The 15,994-nt window shown below is 45.6% G+C and carries 14 protein-coding genes; 9 read left to right on the top strand and 5 right to left on the bottom strand.

What is annotated here, in order from left to right:
- From IX315_RS02495 to holA, 4 genes are all read right to left on the bottom strand, one after another.
- Entirely contained in the window at positions 1-576 is a 576-nt protein-coding gene (locus tag IX315_RS02495; RefSeq protein WP_134848869.1) for a hypothetical protein, read from the bottom strand.
- Positions 573-1,217, bottom strand: coding sequence for a redox-sensing transcriptional repressor Rex (locus IX315_RS02490; protein WP_026215645.1), 645 nt, complete (start codon positions 1,215-1,217; stop codon positions 573-575). Before IX315_RS02490 ends, IX315_RS02495 begins: the two co-directional genes overlap by 4 nt.
- Before the next feature lie 109 nt (positions 1,218-1,326).
- Positions 1,327-1,893, bottom strand: a complete 567-nt coding sequence (locus IX315_RS02485) for an NUDIX domain-containing protein (RefSeq protein ID WP_211831478.1) — start codon at positions 1,891-1,893, stop codon at positions 1,327-1,329.
- Positions 1,894-1,916: 23 nt separating this feature from the next.
- The gene (gene holA, locus IX315_RS02480; protein WP_211835286.1) at positions 1,917-2,981 is read right to left on the bottom strand and encodes a DNA polymerase III subunit delta; all 1,065 of its coding nucleotides are present in this window, start codon (positions 2,979-2,981) and stop codon (positions 1,917-1,919) included.
- A 102-nt stretch (positions 2,982-3,083) separates the two neighbouring features.
- Between holA and IX315_RS02475 the strand changes: the two genes are divergently transcribed.
- The 9 genes from IX315_RS02475 to lipB all read left to right on the top strand — a co-directional run bounded on the left by IX315_RS02475 (position 3,084) and on the right by lipB (position 15,146).
- On the top strand, positions 3,084-3,518 hold the full coding sequence (locus tag IX315_RS02475; protein ID WP_134848871.1) for a type I restriction enzyme HsdR N-terminal domain-containing protein: 435 nt from the start codon (positions 3,084-3,086) through the stop codon (positions 3,516-3,518).
- An 800-nt stretch (positions 3,519-4,318) separates the two neighbouring features.
- Entirely contained in the window at positions 4,319-5,134 is an 816-nt protein-coding gene (locus IX315_RS02470) for a GLPGLI family protein (RefSeq protein WP_211639518.1), read from the top strand.
- A gap of 171 nt (positions 5,135-5,305) precedes the next feature.
- The gene (locus IX315_RS02465) at positions 5,306-5,578 is read left to right on the top strand and encodes a hypothetical protein (RefSeq protein WP_211639519.1); all 273 of its coding nucleotides are present in this window, start codon (positions 5,306-5,308) and stop codon (positions 5,576-5,578) included.
- 4 nt (positions 5,579-5,582) lie between these two features.
- Positions 5,583-6,398: a GLPGLI family protein gene (locus tag IX315_RS02460; RefSeq protein ID WP_244973059.1), complete on the top strand. Its 816-nt coding sequence runs from the start codon at positions 5,583-5,585 to the stop codon at positions 6,396-6,398.
- A 4-nt stretch (positions 6,399-6,402) separates the two neighbouring features.
- The gene (locus IX315_RS02455) at positions 6,403-9,009 is read left to right on the top strand and encodes a peptidase associated/transthyretin-like domain-containing protein (RefSeq protein ID WP_211639521.1); all 2,607 of its coding nucleotides are present in this window, start codon (positions 6,403-6,405) and stop codon (positions 9,007-9,009) included.
- Positions 9,010-9,173: 164 nt separating this feature from the next.
- Entirely contained in the window at positions 9,174-10,034 is an 861-nt protein-coding gene (locus IX315_RS02450; protein ID WP_134848876.1) for a glycogen/starch synthase, read from the top strand.
- Between the two features lie 88 nt (positions 10,035-10,122).
- The gene (locus IX315_RS02445) at positions 10,123-11,550 is read left to right on the top strand and encodes a DUF4270 domain-containing protein (RefSeq protein WP_240703963.1); all 1,428 of its coding nucleotides are present in this window, start codon (positions 10,123-10,125) and stop codon (positions 11,548-11,550) included.
- A 30-nt stretch (positions 11,551-11,580) separates the two neighbouring features.
- Positions 11,581-14,463 carry a PD-(D/E)XK nuclease family protein gene (locus IX315_RS02440; protein WP_211837126.1) on the top strand — a complete coding sequence of 961 codons (2,883 nt, stop codon included), beginning with the start codon at positions 11,581-11,583 and terminating at the stop codon, positions 14,461-14,463.
- Between the two features lie 5 nt (positions 14,464-14,468).
- Complete coding sequence (lipB, locus tag IX315_RS02435; protein ID WP_018358281.1) at positions 14,469-15,146, top strand: lipoyl(octanoyl) transferase LipB; 678 nt, start codon at positions 14,469-14,471, stop codon at positions 15,144-15,146.
- A 10-nt stretch (positions 15,147-15,156) separates the two neighbouring features.
- On the opposite strand, the gene IX315_RS02430 is transcribed toward lipB, so the two are convergent.
- Complete coding sequence (locus IX315_RS02430) at positions 15,157-15,990, bottom strand: phosphatidate cytidylyltransferase (protein WP_018358282.1); 834 nt, start codon at positions 15,988-15,990, stop codon at positions 15,157-15,159.
- Between the last annotated feature and the right edge of the window lie 4 nt (positions 15,991-15,994).

Raw genomic sequence — 15,994 nt, 5'->3', positions numbered from 1 at the left:
CTACTTAATACCTACGTATATCAATTCCTTCTTCTCCTCACCCTCATACATTATCAGCCCATTGCCGGGTGCCACGCTCCACCCATCCATTAGAGCAGGAAGAGCTACCCAGTCCCCCACCTTTAGCAAGTAATATTGACTCACCAAAGCGATAGCGTCAGCTATCATCTCGTCCGTTGGGAGTTCCAGTTGGGCAGGCACACTCAGCTCTGTCGGACGAATCACCTTCAGTGCTTCCAAGTGCCTCGTTCTCAGATTATCGACCTCCACCCAGTCACTCCAGCGCACAAAAGAACCATCGAAGTCCTCTCGCATCCTTTCAGGATACCCTTCTGCCAACCCCTCCGCTCTGAACGTAAATGCGAGCGACACTCTATCGAAGTACCGCTCGGCATATTCCTTCTCCACGCTCTTCGCCACCTTGCTAATACGTATCACAAGCATTGGCAGCGCTTCAACACTTGTCATCCAGTCCGGCACATAGATGTCCTTGCCCGAATTACAGACTACATTATCGGCTCTCAGGACAAACCCTCCTATCCCCTGATGCTCTCCCCAAGTGCTAAATATCTTCATGGCTTAGTAGTCTCCTCTATCCGGTGAAACATCACCGACAGATGCGAGTATATAGAGGTATTCTGCAACACAACCCCTTCAGGCACACTAATACGGAAAGGCGTAAAATTCCAGATTGCAGTCATGCCAGCACCCACCAGCGTATCCGTCACCTCCTGAGCCACGTCCACAGGCACGGTAAGGATGCCTATATGTACGTCTGGAGCCATCACCTCTTTTAGCTTAGACATGTGGTAGACAGGCGTACCCCCTATCTCAGTATTATCCATTTCATTGCGCACGTCGAAGCCCCCTACTATATCCATGCCGTATTGCGATAGTCCCTTATCGTGCAGGAGTGCTGCACCTAGGTTACCTACCCCAAAGAGATAAGCCTTATGCTGATGATTGAACCCCAAGAACTCCTCTAGCACCTCCACCATCAAGTTCACATCGTATCCCACTCGGGTCTTGCCCACGATCGAGACATACGACAAGTCCTTCGCAACCAGCGCTGAGTCTACCCCAGTACTCTTTGCGATATGGGTCGAGGAGACCACAGACTCCCCCTGAGCCATCAATAGTTTTACAAAAGCCAGATACCAAGGCAAGCGCCTCAGTGCTGGTTCCGGTACTATACTGCCATTTGTCCTTCTCTTCATATATATCTTCCCATCCATTTAGGGCTTCGACAAAGATACCAAAATCTCACTAGTTGGCTGTTGGCAACTGGGTATTGGCTGTTGACGACCAAATGCTAAAGGTCAATGGTTAGAAGTATCGATCAGCTCGTACCATCTCCACCGCCTTTCTCACAGAGTCTAGCCCAAAGTCCTCAGGATTAAGTTCAGCAAAAGGAATAGCCTTCAATTCCGCTACATCGTCACGACCTATGCCCACATAAGGATCCAGCGACTCTACAGCCATGTGGAAGACCATATCCACAGTATGTACATCGAACTCCGAATACCTGTAGATGTTGGGCAGAGAGAATAGATACTTCAGGGGCGAAATCACACCAGCCCTAGTCCCGGCGGGTGCATCAATCCTTGTCTCCTCTCGTATCTCACGAGCCATACCTTCCTCCACGGTCTCGAAACAATCCACAAAACCGCCCGGTAAGTCATAACTTCCCTTGGCAGGCTCCTCGCCTCGTACCGCCACAAGCACCCGATAGTACCTGTCGGTAATAAAACACATACTTGCCGTAGAGGGGTTGAAGTAATAAGTGAAGCCACAGTCGTTACAATGCTTCGCCTTATCGTTCTGCTCCACGAAATTTACACTGCCACACTTAGGGCAGTACTTAAAGTCTTCCAATGGGTGTTTTTCCTCCATAACTCATTAATATCTATAGTTTGTTAGCTCATGATAAATAGTACCAGATCCAGTAGGATCTCCTCTCCACTCCCCTCATCACTATACATGCCTTTGCTTCGAGCATCACACCTGCGTATGTATTTAATGATATTCAATACCTTACTTGCCCTATAATTACGCAGACCAGCCATATACTCACGGACGAAGAAGCGGTTAGAAATCCCCAATTGCTTCATCACACTCTGCTCATTACGCCTATCGACAGCATAAAATGCAATCAATAGATTGGCAAAGTAACTAAAAATCTGAGGTAAAATCATCTGCACAGGCGTTTTCTTTTCGTCTGCCGCCAGTGCCATCGCCACCTTCATCGCCTCTCCTCTCTGCCCGAAGGCAAGCGCCTTACGAAGGTCAAAGACACTATACTCCTTATTCCATCCAGTGTACTCGAGCACCATCTCGGGGGTCACCATCTGCTTAGCATTGGGTGGCAAAGCTGTTGCCAACTTCTCCATCTCACTATCTAGGCGAATCAGGTCGGTACCAATACGAGCTGCCACCACGTCCTGAGACTGCATAGATAGCTGCAAACCATGCTCAGCAGCAATAGGCTGAATATATGGTGTTATCTGATAGTCGCGTATCTCCTTACTCTCCACCAGCACGCCCCCCTTCTCCAGTTCTTTCACGAAAGACATCCTCCGATTCAGCTTCTTACCCCCCTTGATACTCACTACCAAGATATTGAATGGATTGGGATGAGTGAGTAGCTGGGTAAGACCAGCCAAAGGCTGACCACTACCACTCTCACTTGTGCTAGAAGAGATTAGTCCCTGTGCCTCGCGCACCACCACAATGGTACGATTACCACCCATAGGATACCTTCGGCATGAGGCTACAATATCCTCTATCGTACAAGTCGAACCGTAAAGAATGGTATAATTAAAATCCCGTTCATCTTCGTTCGGCATGTAGGCAGATACGATTTTTTTCTCTATCTTGTCCGTGAAATACTCCTCCTCTCCCATCAATATATAGATAGGAAAAGGCTTCTCATCCGCACGGATCTGCGAGAGTATCTCCTGAGGTTTGTCGCTATAGGGCATGCTTCGTGATTGTATTACTACTGGCTGTTAGCTATTTGCTATTGGCGGATAAAGGCCAAGAGCCAAGAGCTCTCCAGCCACAAATATAGCTAAATAAGTAGAATGATGAGCGACCAACGCCCTACTGTATTCGATCCCATACGTCAAAAGCGGGTTGCACTCACCCCTGAAGAGCGAGTGCGACAAGCCGTAGTCCACTTCCTACTCACCCAGCTGGGCTATCCTGCCACGCATCTCGCCAATGAATACACCATTACCGTTGGGAAACTCTCTAGGCGGTGCGATACCATCGTATTCGACGAAGCACTGCAGCCACTCATGGTTCTCGAATATAAGGCACCACATATCCCTCTGACCCAAGCCGTAATCCAGCAAGCGTGGCAGTACAATAGCGCCCTCGGGGTTCCCTATATCTGTCTCTCTAATGGCACCACCACGATCGTCTATCATATAGATTATGAGGGTCACCAGACCACCCAACTGCCAACCCTTCCCACCTATCAGGAGTTGTCTAGCAATAAGTCCGACCCCACATAAGTCCTCTCTCAACACCCCATAGCGCTCCCCTATCCCACTGATAATGAGACCACAAAAATTCTCTCCCTGTCGCAGACATTGTAGAGATGCAGAGGGACCAAATTTATTCCTAGGAATAAATAAAACTTTTCCTAGAGATAAATATTTTTATTTGTACAGAAAAATAAATTTATTCCTAGGAATAAATTTTCCTCATCTATAGATTCACCACGAGGTAAGTATAGAGGGTAATTTCAGAATATCAGTAATTGATTAAGATACAAAAAGATCACACTTTTTCGAGGATAGAAAACATGAAACATCACACTTTTTCGAGGATAAAGCTCGTATCCTTGTCCTCGCCAGCGTACCACCAGCTATTTTCTTCCGACAGAGATAAACCATTAGCGCAAACACGCTGGGACAATCTCTCCGAGATCATTTTGATAACACGTAGGTTAGATGTAAGACCATTATGCCAATGCACTATGCAATATATTGAAAAACTGAGCATTAGCGAAGTTTTCGACAGCCAAAATTAAACGAGGTGCGAAGCGACAAGAGAGGCTGTGGAAACAAGGAGGTCTCCTTTCCACGCCCTCAAGGGTGGCTAACAAAAAATACATTTATATTCAACATATTATATTGAAAAATACATTATACATAAACCTCACATCAAACCCGAGTTAATAACAAGCAACAATACATTAACCCTAAAGAGATTACATTTGCAGTCCTTTTATTTGGCATTTACATATTTTTGGATTAGTTTTGTGGAGAAAGCAAACTTTCAATCGCTATAACAATAGAGATATAGGCTTATGAGTAAACACAAATTATTAATCCTATTTGCGCTTATTGTTATTGGGCTACCACTTAGTGCTCAGTCGTATAAAGCAATGTACGAGGAAAAGGAAGTCAATTTGCATGACCGAGAAGTCACGAGCGACCTCTTCATGCTTGAAATTTCCAAGAAGGGGACAAGCTTATTTCAGAGTTATTACACGCTACAACAAGATTCAATTGGAAGAGCGTGTCGAGATGCAGGCATGAGTTTGCAAGAAAGAATAGCACAAATGCGGACTGTTCCACCTGGTTCAAGGAATATATTATTTTATAACCCCATGGAAATGAAGTATACCGAACTGGATTATGGATATTATTATTTCAAGACAGTCGAGGATATAAAGGCACCTGACTATGCCTTTGAAGATTCCACTAAATTGGTCGCTGGATATACTTCAGAAATGGCAACAGCACATATATATGGTAGGGATTGGGTAATCTATTATACCACTGAAATTCCTCTCCCTTATGGACCATGGAAAATCAATGGATTGCCAGGGCTGGTAACAGAGGCATACTCCATAGATGGCGCCTATAAATTTACGCTGACGGGCTTTGAGGTCTTGGATGAAGATGTAAATATTGAAATCCCTCTAAAGATGCTCAATCAGCCAGTTCAAGAAGTAAGCCGAAATGAGCTGATGTGGATTAGGAAACAAATTGCTTGCAAGGATCCTAGACCCATCATCAAGAAATACGGCAAGAACTATGACATGAGCGGTATCTACCACAACAAGATAGATAGGATGTATAGAGAGCTATCCAAGCGCTACCAATACATAGAACAATAATTTAATATAGAACAGGCACATTATTCAAATATTACTCACAAAACAGCGCATTTTATTACTAAATAACATCAAAATATTTTTGGATGTTATTACGATTCTCATTACGTTTGCAAAAGTAAAACATGAGGTTTTTATACCTCTTTGTATGTTTTACTTTAAGTTTATTTTATCATGAAAAAGATTATCTTATCCGCGGTGACGCTATTCTGTCTCCCGCTTTTCTCCTTGGCTGATGAACCTGCCAATGTTATCACAACGACCTCTACTCCTACTCCACCTCAGACGATAGAAGTAGGTTCAGAGACAGAGGATCAACAAAATGTTCAAATGCACTGTGTATTTGCAACATGTATTGGTACCGTTTGTTCTGCAAGGTTTTCTGATCCTGAAGTCGCCATTGACTTCATAGAGAAGAATGACCATTGCTACGAAGATTACAAATAGCATCATGAAAAGACATATCATGGTTATCCTCTTTGCTTTCGTAGTGATTGCACTACCGCTTAGGGCACAGTCCTATAGGGCAATGTATGAAGAAGAGGAGGTCAATTTGTTTGATGAAGAGGTCATTAGAGACCTCTTCATACTTAATATTTCCACAAATAGTAACAGCTCTTTTCAGAGCTATTATACGGTTCAACGGGACTCAATAAGAGTTGCTGCTCAGGCTGCTGGATTGAGTTCACAAGAAGTTGTTGCACAGATGCGGACTGTTCCCCCTGGTTCTAAGAATAGGTTGTACTATAACCCCGTGGAAATGAAGTATACCGAACTAGACTACAACGTATTTTACTTCAAAACTGTAGAGGATATAAAAGAGGTAAACTACACCTTTGGAGACTCTACTAAATTGGTTGCTGGGTATGCTTCAGAAATGGCAACAGCGCACCTATACGGCAGAGATTGGATAATCTATTACACTACCGAAATCCCTCTATCATATGGTCCATGGAAGCTCAATGGCTTGCCAGGGCTGGTAACAGAGGCATACTCCATAGATGGCGCCTATAAATTTACGCTGAAGGGCTTTGAGGTATTAGATCAGGAGGTAGATGTTGAAATCCCTCTAAAGATGCTCAATCAACCAGTTCAAGAAGTAAGCCGAGAGGAGCTGATGTGGATTAGGAAACTAAATGCCTGTGGGGATCCCAGACCTATTTTCAAGAAATACGATGAGCACTATGACTTAAGTAATATGTACCACGACAAGATAGATCGAAGGTATAGAAAGCTATCCAAGCGCTACCAATATATAGAGCAATAATCGAATGCGTAAATACTTGACCCTATTATTTACCTTACTCTGCTTTTTACTCTCTGAGTCAAAATCGATTGCTCAGACAGTGATAGAGGGAGAGGTTTTGGAGGGAAATGGAGCCAAAGTGGATGGGGCTATGCTCTTCCTTATAGATCCCGACACGAATAGGTCGATTAGCACCGCTCAGAGTGATGAAGACGGTCGTTTCACCTTCAAGAGTAAAAGAACAATAGTAGAGGGGAAGAGCCTAGTGGTGAGGGGATCGCTACTAGGCTACAAACCCTTGAAAGTTACTATCCAATACCAGAGCGGGACAACGCTAAGATTGGAGATGGAGGCGACCACATTTCAATTGAGAGAAGTACAGATCAAAGCACCTGCGATCAGAGAGGAGGGCGATACGATAGTATATCGCACCTCTGCATTTGCCCAAAAGCAGGATCTGACACTATCGCAAGTGATAGAGCGCATGCCTGGCTTGGAGGTCGTAGGAGGGCAAATCAAATACGAGGGTAAGGGCATCAATAAGTTTTACATAGAGGAGATGGATTTACTGGGGAGACGGTACGCCATCGCCAGCAATAGCCTACGCCCTGATGATGTGGCTGCCGTAGAGGTTTACCGCAATCACGAACCAATACGTATGCTGGAGACGCAGTCGCTCTCGGATAGAGCAGCACTCAATATCAAACTCACGGAGAAAGCAAAAGGACGGTGGCTCGCATGGGTTTCGGCAGGCGTAGGGGCTAGCCCATTGCTCTATGACCTCAATGCCCGAGTGATGAGGTTTAACTCTACCTCACAAGGGATCTATCTCATCAAAGCCAATGACACAGGCAAGGATATGGCTGCTGAGCTCCGTGCACACGAGCAATCGACAAGCAGGAAGATGACTTTTTCTCTAAGTGATTATACTTCGCCCGACTTCTATAGCAGTATGGGAGAGTCGCTCCAAGGCTCTCCTATTGGCAATCGACAAAGATTTAACCACTCCTACGTATTCTCTGGTAATCAGCTACTGAAGCTAGGCAATTATCAATTCCTCCGCATCAATGCCATCTATAGTGACGAACGCTTCAGCTCCTCCAAGCAGGAGACGATAGGCTACGCTCTACCCGATGGTAATCGGTACACGCTCGAGAGTGAGCAGAAGTATCGATTACGCGAACGCAAAATGGTGCTAGAGGGGGACTATGAATACAATGGTGATGCCTCCTTCTTTAACAACAAGACCAAGGTAGAGCACCAATCTCGCCACAGCCAAGACATTATTAATCAAGACAATACCCCCTACCAACAAGATCTATCTCTACCCTACACGAAGGTGGAAAATAGTACGGAGTACCTCTTTAGGGCGGGTAAAACCTTGGTAAAACTGAGTAATATAGCGAAGTACCTATCTCGAAATCAATCGATAACTATTACTCTACCTCGTAGCCAAAGTATCAAGAGCAAGCTCTTGGACAATAGCCTTACCATTGGAGCTAATTGGAGGTGGGGCGAGCACCAACTCGACAATACGCTCCAGTGGGATATACAGTACCACAATATCGGAGTAGAGAGCTCATGGTTGGATGATAACTCTGCTACGCCCTCAAAGTATCTATCCAATAGTATAGGCTGGAGACCACAGTACAATTGGAAGAGCAATAACTGGCATATAACGGCTGAACTGCCTATCACCTATTACCTATACAGATATCCTCAGGCACATGAGAGCTTTGCAAAGTCAGACTTCTATCTCAGAGGTAGTCGATACTGGGACAATAACCTCAAAGTGAATGCCTCCTATAGCTTTTACCATAATCTCTTGGGAGCGGCGAGCCAATTCCCTGGGCTTAAAGTCATGGACTCGCGGAGACTGACCGAAAAGCTCCCAAGACCTTACCAAGGCAATACCCACGTAGCCACAGTGAACCTATCCTATTCGGTGCCGATAAGTGGCACTGCGATTACTGCGGGCAGCAACTTCTCCAAGAATAAAAGGCTCTACACCTCCTCTAGCTCACTACAAGATGGCTTTATTATCTTCAGATCTATTGAGCGTCCTTCATTATCCACCAATTGGGGAGCCAACCTCCGTGTAGCCCAGACTTTTTGGCAAGGCAAGATAGACGCTGCTATTAGAGGCTCATACAGTCGCAATTGGTCAGACATGTTGGTCCAAGAGCAAATAACAAGTCTAATCTCAGACAGCTATACTAGTGGGCTAGACTTATCATTCCGCTTCACCCCAGACATCAATTTGGACTACTCTGGATCAATAGTGGGAAGTAACACCAATAGTCAAGGCGGGAGAGTAGAGACACATGCTAGATTACTTAGCCAAATACACAAGGGGAGGCTACTGGTATGGCTTTCGGACAATTGGTCTGCCACAGCAGCTGCAGAATACCACAATACCCTACAAGGGAATACTAAAGCTAATGCGGAGGCTACCTTCCTCGACCTAGGTGTAAAGTATCAAAGCAAGAAGATAAAAATCGACCTACTCCTTTCCAATATCACAAATCAAAAAAATTATGAGGTCATCACCATTTCCGAACCTCACACCTATAGGACAATTACGCCCCTCAGACCCCTCGAAATACTGCTTACCTTTACACTTTTGAGATAAGCATACAAGAACCCTTTTCGACTGAAAATCAAAGGACTACCAATGGCAAACAAGTCCCACAATTGGCTATGTCGAGAAAAATCGGTAACTTTGGGGTGTAAAGTGTATAAAAATCAAGACAACGTACACACTACACGCAGTATTAAATAATAGGAGATGTGAGAATGGTGACAATGAGGAAGAAGAAGGTGGCGAAGAAAAAGGTTCTTTACTTGGCGCAGGAAATCTATCCATACTTGGAGGATAGTCCTGTGGGGAAGGACTCTAAATTGATTCCTTTGGGCATCTTAGAGCGCGGCAATGATATCCGCACGTTTATGCCCAACTACGGGGTAATCAATGAGCGTCGCAACCAGCTTCATGAGGTCATCCGACTATCTGGGGTCAATCTTACAGTCAATGATAAGGTACACCAGCTCATCATCAAGGTAGCTAGCCTAATGCCACAGAGGATGCAGGTCTACTTCATCGACAATGATGACTTCTTTGGTCGCAAAGGTGTCTTTACCGAAAGCGATGGCACTTACTACCAGGACAATGTGGAGCGTGCTGTATTCTTTATCCGTGGTGTATTTGAGACGGTCAAGAAGCTACGCTGGATACCAGATATCATCCATTGCCAAGGTTGGTTTACTGGGCTAGCGCCATTGTATCTGCGTACTATGCTTAAGGATGACCCTGCGCTCTCTAGAGCCAAGATAGTCTATTCGGCTTACGATACGGCTCCAGAGTTTCCTTTTGATGACCAGCTCACAGGAGTATTAGGCTATGATAACATCAAGCACCCTCTGCTTGATGGCAACAAACTGGATAGAGAGGCCTTGGTTAAGCTTATTCTAGAGTATGTAGACGGCATTATCTATTCTGAAGCCAACGCAAGTGATGAGCTCAAGAATGTCATCAAGAACTCGGGGATAAAGGCTCTTAACTTTGAGAGCGACGATAAACTGATAGAGACCGTGGCGGACTTTTACACCGATGTGATTGGGCGTGACGAGGAAGAAGATATAGACGAGGACGTGTAAGTATTACAGGTGAGATAGGATTGGGACAACTATAGAGTGTGGCTGATCCTACCCTAGCCCGATATGTATTGGACGATTATTTGGATAGATGATGAATAAGAAAGGTATAATATGGGCAGCAGTCACAGTAGCTCTCCTCTTGGTAGGGTGTGATAGCAGCAAAAACTCAATCGGATCAGAGGTGCTTCCGGATTACCTCAAAAGTAAGCCCATCAGCAAAGACTTCAAGGTAAAGATCCGCTCTGTAGAGGCGAGTACCGAGGGTCATAGCAATAATATATACGTGAGTAGCTCTAGGGGCTACCTTGGGAGTATCCCTAATAAGGAGTTTGGGGCAATAAAGAGCGAGTATCTCACACAGTTCTACATTCCTCAGGGCTTTAAGTTTAGAGACGAGGAGGTAATCCAAAAGATAGACTCTGTGCGTCTGCATCTCTACTATGACGGCTTTGTAGGTGATACCATCTCCAATATGGCAGCAACAGCCTATAGGCTCGCAAAGCCATTGGAGCACAACAAGTATACGATAAGCGACATCACGGGTTATGTTGGGAATGAGCTAGGTACTGCTTCTTACTGGGCAGGCAGAGGCTCAAGCAAGGTTTTCGATGCCACTGGTAAGCAAAAGGGATATCGGATATCGATTCCTGTACCGACAGAGTTAGGGCAGGAGTTCTTCAATAAGTCCAAGGCCAATGACCCAGTCTTTGCAAACCAGACTGCATTTGACCAATGGTTCTCGGGGGTATATTTGCAAATTACTTCAGGGCAAGGTAGCGTCATCAGGATAAGCAATACAGAACTCTCCTTTTACTACACTAAAGAGGTAGAGAAGGTAGATCCAAAGACCAAGGAGAAGAAGATGGTAAAGGAGGCTTTCTCTCAGTCTCTGATCCACACTTCGGAGGTACCTCAGCTATCTATGTTTGTTAACTACAACCTAGATAAGTTGCTAGCCTCAACGACCCACGTACATATCAAGGCTCCAGCTGGCTCTTGGATAGAGATGACTATACCTACAACAGAGATAGAGAAGACGCTGAAGGAGGCGCCTAAGGGCTTTACACGCCGACTGAATGCGGCTACGTACACACTACAAGGTGTGCAGACTGAGGCGGCATCGAAGAACAATGCCAATAAGCTACTCACCCCACAAACCCTTTTGATGCTACCTAAGGAGCGAGCCAAGGAGTTCTTCGAGAAGGAGCGCACCGAAGGCACTCGTTCGGAGCTCTACACCTCTTTCCTAGGAGAGATTACGGTTCAGGGGTCTAATGCCTACTACTTTGGCAACATTGGCTCGGTGATTCTAGACCATATCAAGAAGCATCCAGGCAAGGACTTAGAGGTACTTATCATCCCTGTGGAGCGTATTTCTACGCCTCTTGACCAGGGCAATGTAACCGTGAGCCTATCGCACCTTGTACTACCGTCGGCTATGAGTTTCGTTATTGACGATAAGAACACCACACTTGAGGCTACGATTATAGAGAATAAGAGTGGCGCTCCATTTTAATTATAAGATGATATAGAAAGGGGGATACCAATGAGTCGATCCTATCTTGAGGGACTTGCAGAGCTCTTCTACCGCACTAAGGGAGAAGAGCTCTACAAGTATCGTTTCTTTTTTCAGAATAAACGTGCGGGCACATTCTTCAGCCACTACCTATTAAAGGCAGCGCGAAAGAATGGCAAGGAGCAACTCTTGCTCCCCGAGACAACTACCCTATACAACTATCTGAGGAGGTGTAGAAATCTGCCTGAGGAGGATGTCAACAACGATTTACTGGTGATATTCCACCTCTATCAGATCTATAAGACCTACTACCCGAGGACGGAAGAGCAAGGGGAATACAGGTTTGAACAATTCTATGAACTCGGCAAGCAACTCCTTGCGGACTTCAATGACATAGACCTTCATTTGGCTCCGACCCACCAGATCTTCAGGAATATGGATGAGCTGGGAGAGCTTACGAGTAACCCTTCGGACTACCTCAGTGAGGAGCAGATAGAGGCACTAACTCGCTTTGTCAAAATAATGAAGGATGGGGCGAAGCAATTTGATAGGGAGTACTCTGGGTTTTGGGCAAAGGTAGGCTACATATATTCTGAACTGAACCTACGGCTAAGCCAGGAAGGTCTGACCTACACAGGCAGGCTGATGCGGGAGGTCGTAGAGCAGAAGAACCCTCTTGGCGAGGACAAAGTCAATGTATTCGTAGGACTCAATGGGCTTTCGATGAGCGAGCAGAAGGTGCTCAGGCTTTTCCCAGAGGGGACGCTCTTTTATTGGGATTATGATAGTGACCTCTTGCAGAAGAGCTTCACAGAGAAGTCGCGAGAGCTACTACATAAGTTCCCTGAGCCTACTGGCGAACTGGAATATCAGCGCACCCTTGATAATAGTAACGCGAACTTTCGCTTTATCTCTATCCCTTCTCGTGTTGCGCAATCGATATACATCGATCAGGAGATTCTTGGGACGATAGATTGGCAGGAAGAAACGCATAGAGCACAGCTAGAGGATCCTCAAGTAGCTATTATTCTACCCGATGAAGGACAGCTTATCCCGCTACTCTCGAATCTATCTCTCGAGCCAGAGCAAGTAAATATAACTATGGGCTTCCCTATAAAGGAGCTCCCTCTAATCAATAGAATATTACAACTTCTATCGCTCCAAAAGCGAGTATACAATCGTAAGAACCGCTGGAGAGGAGATGAACTAAAAGTAATTGTTGGCCTGGAACTGACAGAAGAAGAGATCTCAACAGCAGAGCTCTTGAGTAACCCTAAGGAATATAAGCACTACTTCGAGGTCTCTGAGATACTAACGAGACTCAATGTCGATACCAATTCGGTAAGACTCCTATTGGGGCTCGAGGGTAAGACTTTACTAGATAACACTCTAGCGCTTTTGTTCCAAATACCGACCGATAGCGCTACCGACAGAGACGTGCTTGCTCTGGTTCGAGACAAACTCATACAACAGAGAGAGTCACTAGACAGGTTCGTACAGGGCGATGAAGAGCGCACAGAAATCAATAGCTTCGCTACGCAATACGACCTAATCACTACGACCATTAAGCGCTTACGTATCCCTTTCGAGGGCGAACCTCTCAGAGGAATACAGATAATGGGAATGCTGGAAGCAAGGTCTATAGACTTTGAGACGGTAATCATCATGGATGCAGGAGAGGGTATCCTTCCGTCAAAGAGTAGAAGGATAGGGTTGCTCCCGCAGAGTCTAAGAGCAGGCTTTGGACTACCGACCTATCAATGGCAGGACAATATCCGCGCCTATAACTTCTTCCGCCTCATCAGTAGAGCGAAGGAGGTACATGCTCTGTACGACTCTAGGAAGAGCGATAGGTCAAGTGGCGAACCATCGCGCTACCTCACCCTTCTCACACATATCTATGGCAGGGAAGCAACTCACATCGAAGCAAATCTCCCCATCAACCCTGTAGATAATAGCACCGCTGAATTCACCTTGGACAGAGCAAAAATACACGCTTACCAAGAGGAACTGAAGCTAGGTGGCACCAAGAGCCTATCGCCTAGCAGCTTAATAAAGTATATCTGCTGTCCTCGGCAGTTCTATTTCGAAAATATCCTAGGGCTAAAGCGAGAGGAGGAGATATCCGAGATACCGCAGAGGAATGAGTTCGGAACGTCCATTCACGACACTATCAATCAGCTTTACAAAGACTTCGAGGGCAAGGTGGTGAAGACCGATACACTCAAAGCCATCACCGAAGAGAAGGTTAAAGAGGTGCTAACAACTAACTTCTGCAATACCTTAGGTCTGAATCCGAACAATATGGAGAAGTCGTTCGTCGCTCATATTTCTGCGGCTGCAAAGATTGTATGTAAGCAGATAGAGATGGACATTCTGCAGAATGCCTCCTTCGAGTACATCGGCGGGGAAGTCCCTGTTTATGCCCAGTTGGAGTATCAGCCAGGAAAGATAATATCGCTATTCGGAAAACTTGATAGGGTAGATAAGCTTGGCGATATGGTGCGCATCATCGACTACAAGACAGGAGGAGACAAGTTTGATGGGGATATTAAGACAAGTTTTAGCTCTGGCAATTCCAAGACATTCAAAGTGCTCCTTCAGCTGCTTACCTACTGCTATATGGTTCTGCACCCTCAGGATGGCAAAGAGATTGTAAAGGGCGTCAATGCAAGCCATCTACTACCACTGATGATGAAGCCTAGGGAACAGCTCCAAGACCTCTTCAAGAATGCCAAGCAAGAAGTATCGAACTACAAAGAGCTACAAGAGCTATTCGAGGAAAAACTAAAGGAGACCGTCATCCAAATGATGGCTCCCGACTGTCCTTTTCATACCAACAATAAAAAGTCCAACTGCAAGTTCTGCGGCGGAGCTAGTATTTGTAGTGATGTCAAAATCAATAACTTTTAGAAGATATGAGTAGGAATATCAAGGTACTTATCAATAGGGAGATAAAGTACAAGGACTCATTGGCGCAGCAACAAGCACTATATAAGAAGGCACTCTCAGACAAACGACAAGGTGTGGAAGTACAGCACCATATCATCTTCAATGAGCACTATCCTGTCATTACCTTGGGCAAACATGCCGATCCGCACAATATCCTCTTTAGCCCAGAGCTTCTGGAGACGAAAGGAATAGACCTATTCAGCATCCAGAGGGGCGGAGATGTCACTTACCACGGACCAGGCCAGTGGACGGTCTACCCTATCTTCGATCTTGAAGAGATAGGGATAGGGCTAAGGCAGTATGTCGACAACCTCGAGGAAGTAGCCATCCGTGTTGCCGCTAAGTATGGTGTCGTAGGTGGTCGCATACATGGTGCTTCAGGAGTATGGATAGACATCAATAATCATCCACGAAAGCTATGCGCTGTAGGCATACAGGCAAGTCGCTTCATCACCATGCACGGTATCGCGTTTAATGTCACGACACCACCCAATGCGTATAGCATCATCAACCCTTGCGGGTTTACCGACAAGGGGGTAACCAATTTATCTATCGAATCCGGTCAAGAGATAAGTATGGAGCAGGCCATGCAGGACTTATGGACTGCCTTTCAGGAAGTCTTCCAACGTCCACTCACCGAATAGACTTCACTTCTTACATTCTTAGAAAACTCAGATAGAAGTAGGCAGGCACTGCTACAAAGAGCAGACTGTCTATTCTATCGAGAATCCCACCATGCCCTGGTAGGATCTTTCCTGAGTCTTTCACACCACAAGAACGCTTGAGAAAGCTCTCAAAGAGATCCCCAAAGGTAGAGAAAAACACCACGATAAGCACAAAGCCTACTAGCTCTAAGCCAAACCTACCAACACCGAGTAAGTGGACAAAAGCCGTAGTACCTATAAGCGCAACCACGGCACCCCCTATAGTCCCTTCCCAAGTCTTATTCGGCGAGACTCTCTGTATCATCTTATGCTTTCCTATAAGCGAACCCACCAGATATGCCCCAGTATCATTGAGCCAGATAGTGATGAAAATAGGCAGCAATATTAGCGTCCCCCAACGGAAGTGCTCCTCCGTTGCCGCTAATAGCAAGAATATCATCGGAACAGTGACATAGAAGTGCGAGAAAAAAGCATGTCCCAGCTCCACACCCGGCTGTCGCTTGATGCGATATATCTCCCCTATCAAGTAGAAAAGGTAATACACCACCAAGGGCAAAGCAGCCATATACACTTCACCGCCGCACCTCCATTCATAAGCGATATAGATAGGCAACCCCGCCATCAGGGAGTGCCATATCTTCAGGAAGAGGGCATATTGGTTGCTCTTCATCATCGTCTGGTACTCATACACACCCAGCATAGCAAAGAGTGCCAGTATCCAAGCCAAGACCTCCACCTTGCCCCAGAATAGGCTACCCAATATCACTCCCACGTATACTGCTCCAGTAATACTCCTAGTCGCAAGAGACTTTAGCTTTCCCATATTA

The sequence above is a fragment of the Porphyromonas levii genome (genome assembly GCF_018206105.1).
In the GTDB taxonomy this organism is placed as follows: Bacteria; Bacteroidota; Bacteroidia; order Bacteroidales; family Porphyromonadaceae; genus Porphyromonas_A; species Porphyromonas_A levii.
The sequence above is the reverse complement of the archived record's forward strand: the minus strand, read 5'-3'. Positions and strand labels throughout refer to the sequence as shown.

What these genes read in the sequence shown, in the direction of transcription:
- IX315_RS02430 (WP_018358282.1), bottom strand. Translation starts at nt 15,990, where the DNA reads ATGGGAAAGCTAAAGTCTCTTGCGACTAGGAGTATTACTGGAGCAGTA.
- IX315_RS02470 (WP_211639518.1), top strand. Translation starts at nt 4,319, where the DNA reads ATGAGTAAACACAAATTATTAATCCTATTTGCGCTTATTGTTATTGGG.
- IX315_RS02440 (WP_211837126.1), top strand. Translation starts at nt 11,581, where the DNA reads ATGAGTCGATCCTATCTTGAGGGACTTGCAGAGCTCTTCTACCGCACT.
- IX315_RS02490 (WP_026215645.1), bottom strand. Translation starts at nt 1,217, where the DNA reads ATGAAGAGAAGGACAAATGGCAGTATAGTACCGGAACCAGCACTGAGG.
- IX315_RS02460 (WP_244973059.1), top strand. Translation starts at nt 5,583, where the DNA reads ATGAAAAGACATATCATGGTTATCCTCTTTGCTTTCGTAGTGATTGCA.
- IX315_RS02475 (WP_134848871.1), top strand. Translation starts at nt 3,084, where the DNA reads ATGATGAGCGACCAACGCCCTACTGTATTCGATCCCATACGTCAAAAG.
- IX315_RS02445 (WP_240703963.1), top strand. Translation starts at nt 10,123, where the DNA reads ATGATGAATAAGAAAGGTATAATATGGGCAGCAGTCACAGTAGCTCTC.
- IX315_RS02485 (WP_211831478.1), bottom strand. Translation starts at nt 1,893, where the DNA reads ATGGAGGAAAAACACCCATTGGAAGACTTTAAGTACTGCCCTAAGTGT.
- IX315_RS02495 (WP_134848869.1), bottom strand. Translation starts at nt 576, where the DNA reads ATGAAGATATTTAGCACTTGGGGAGAGCATCAGGGGATAGGAGGGTTT.
- IX315_RS02450 (WP_134848876.1), top strand. Translation starts at nt 9,174, where the DNA reads ATGGTGACAATGAGGAAGAAGAAGGTGGCGAAGAAAAAGGTTCTTTAC.
- lipB (WP_018358281.1), top strand. Translation starts at nt 14,469, where the DNA reads ATGAGTAGGAATATCAAGGTACTTATCAATAGGGAGATAAAGTACAAG.
- holA (WP_211835286.1), bottom strand. Translation starts at nt 2,981, where the DNA reads ATGCCCTATAGCGACAAACCTCAGGAGATACTCTCGCAGATCCGTGCG.
- IX315_RS02455 (WP_211639521.1), top strand. Translation starts at nt 6,403, where the DNA reads ATGCGTAAATACTTGACCCTATTATTTACCTTACTCTGCTTTTTACTC.
- IX315_RS02465 (WP_211639519.1), top strand. Translation starts at nt 5,306, where the DNA reads ATGAAAAAGATTATCTTATCCGCGGTGACGCTATTCTGTCTCCCGCTT.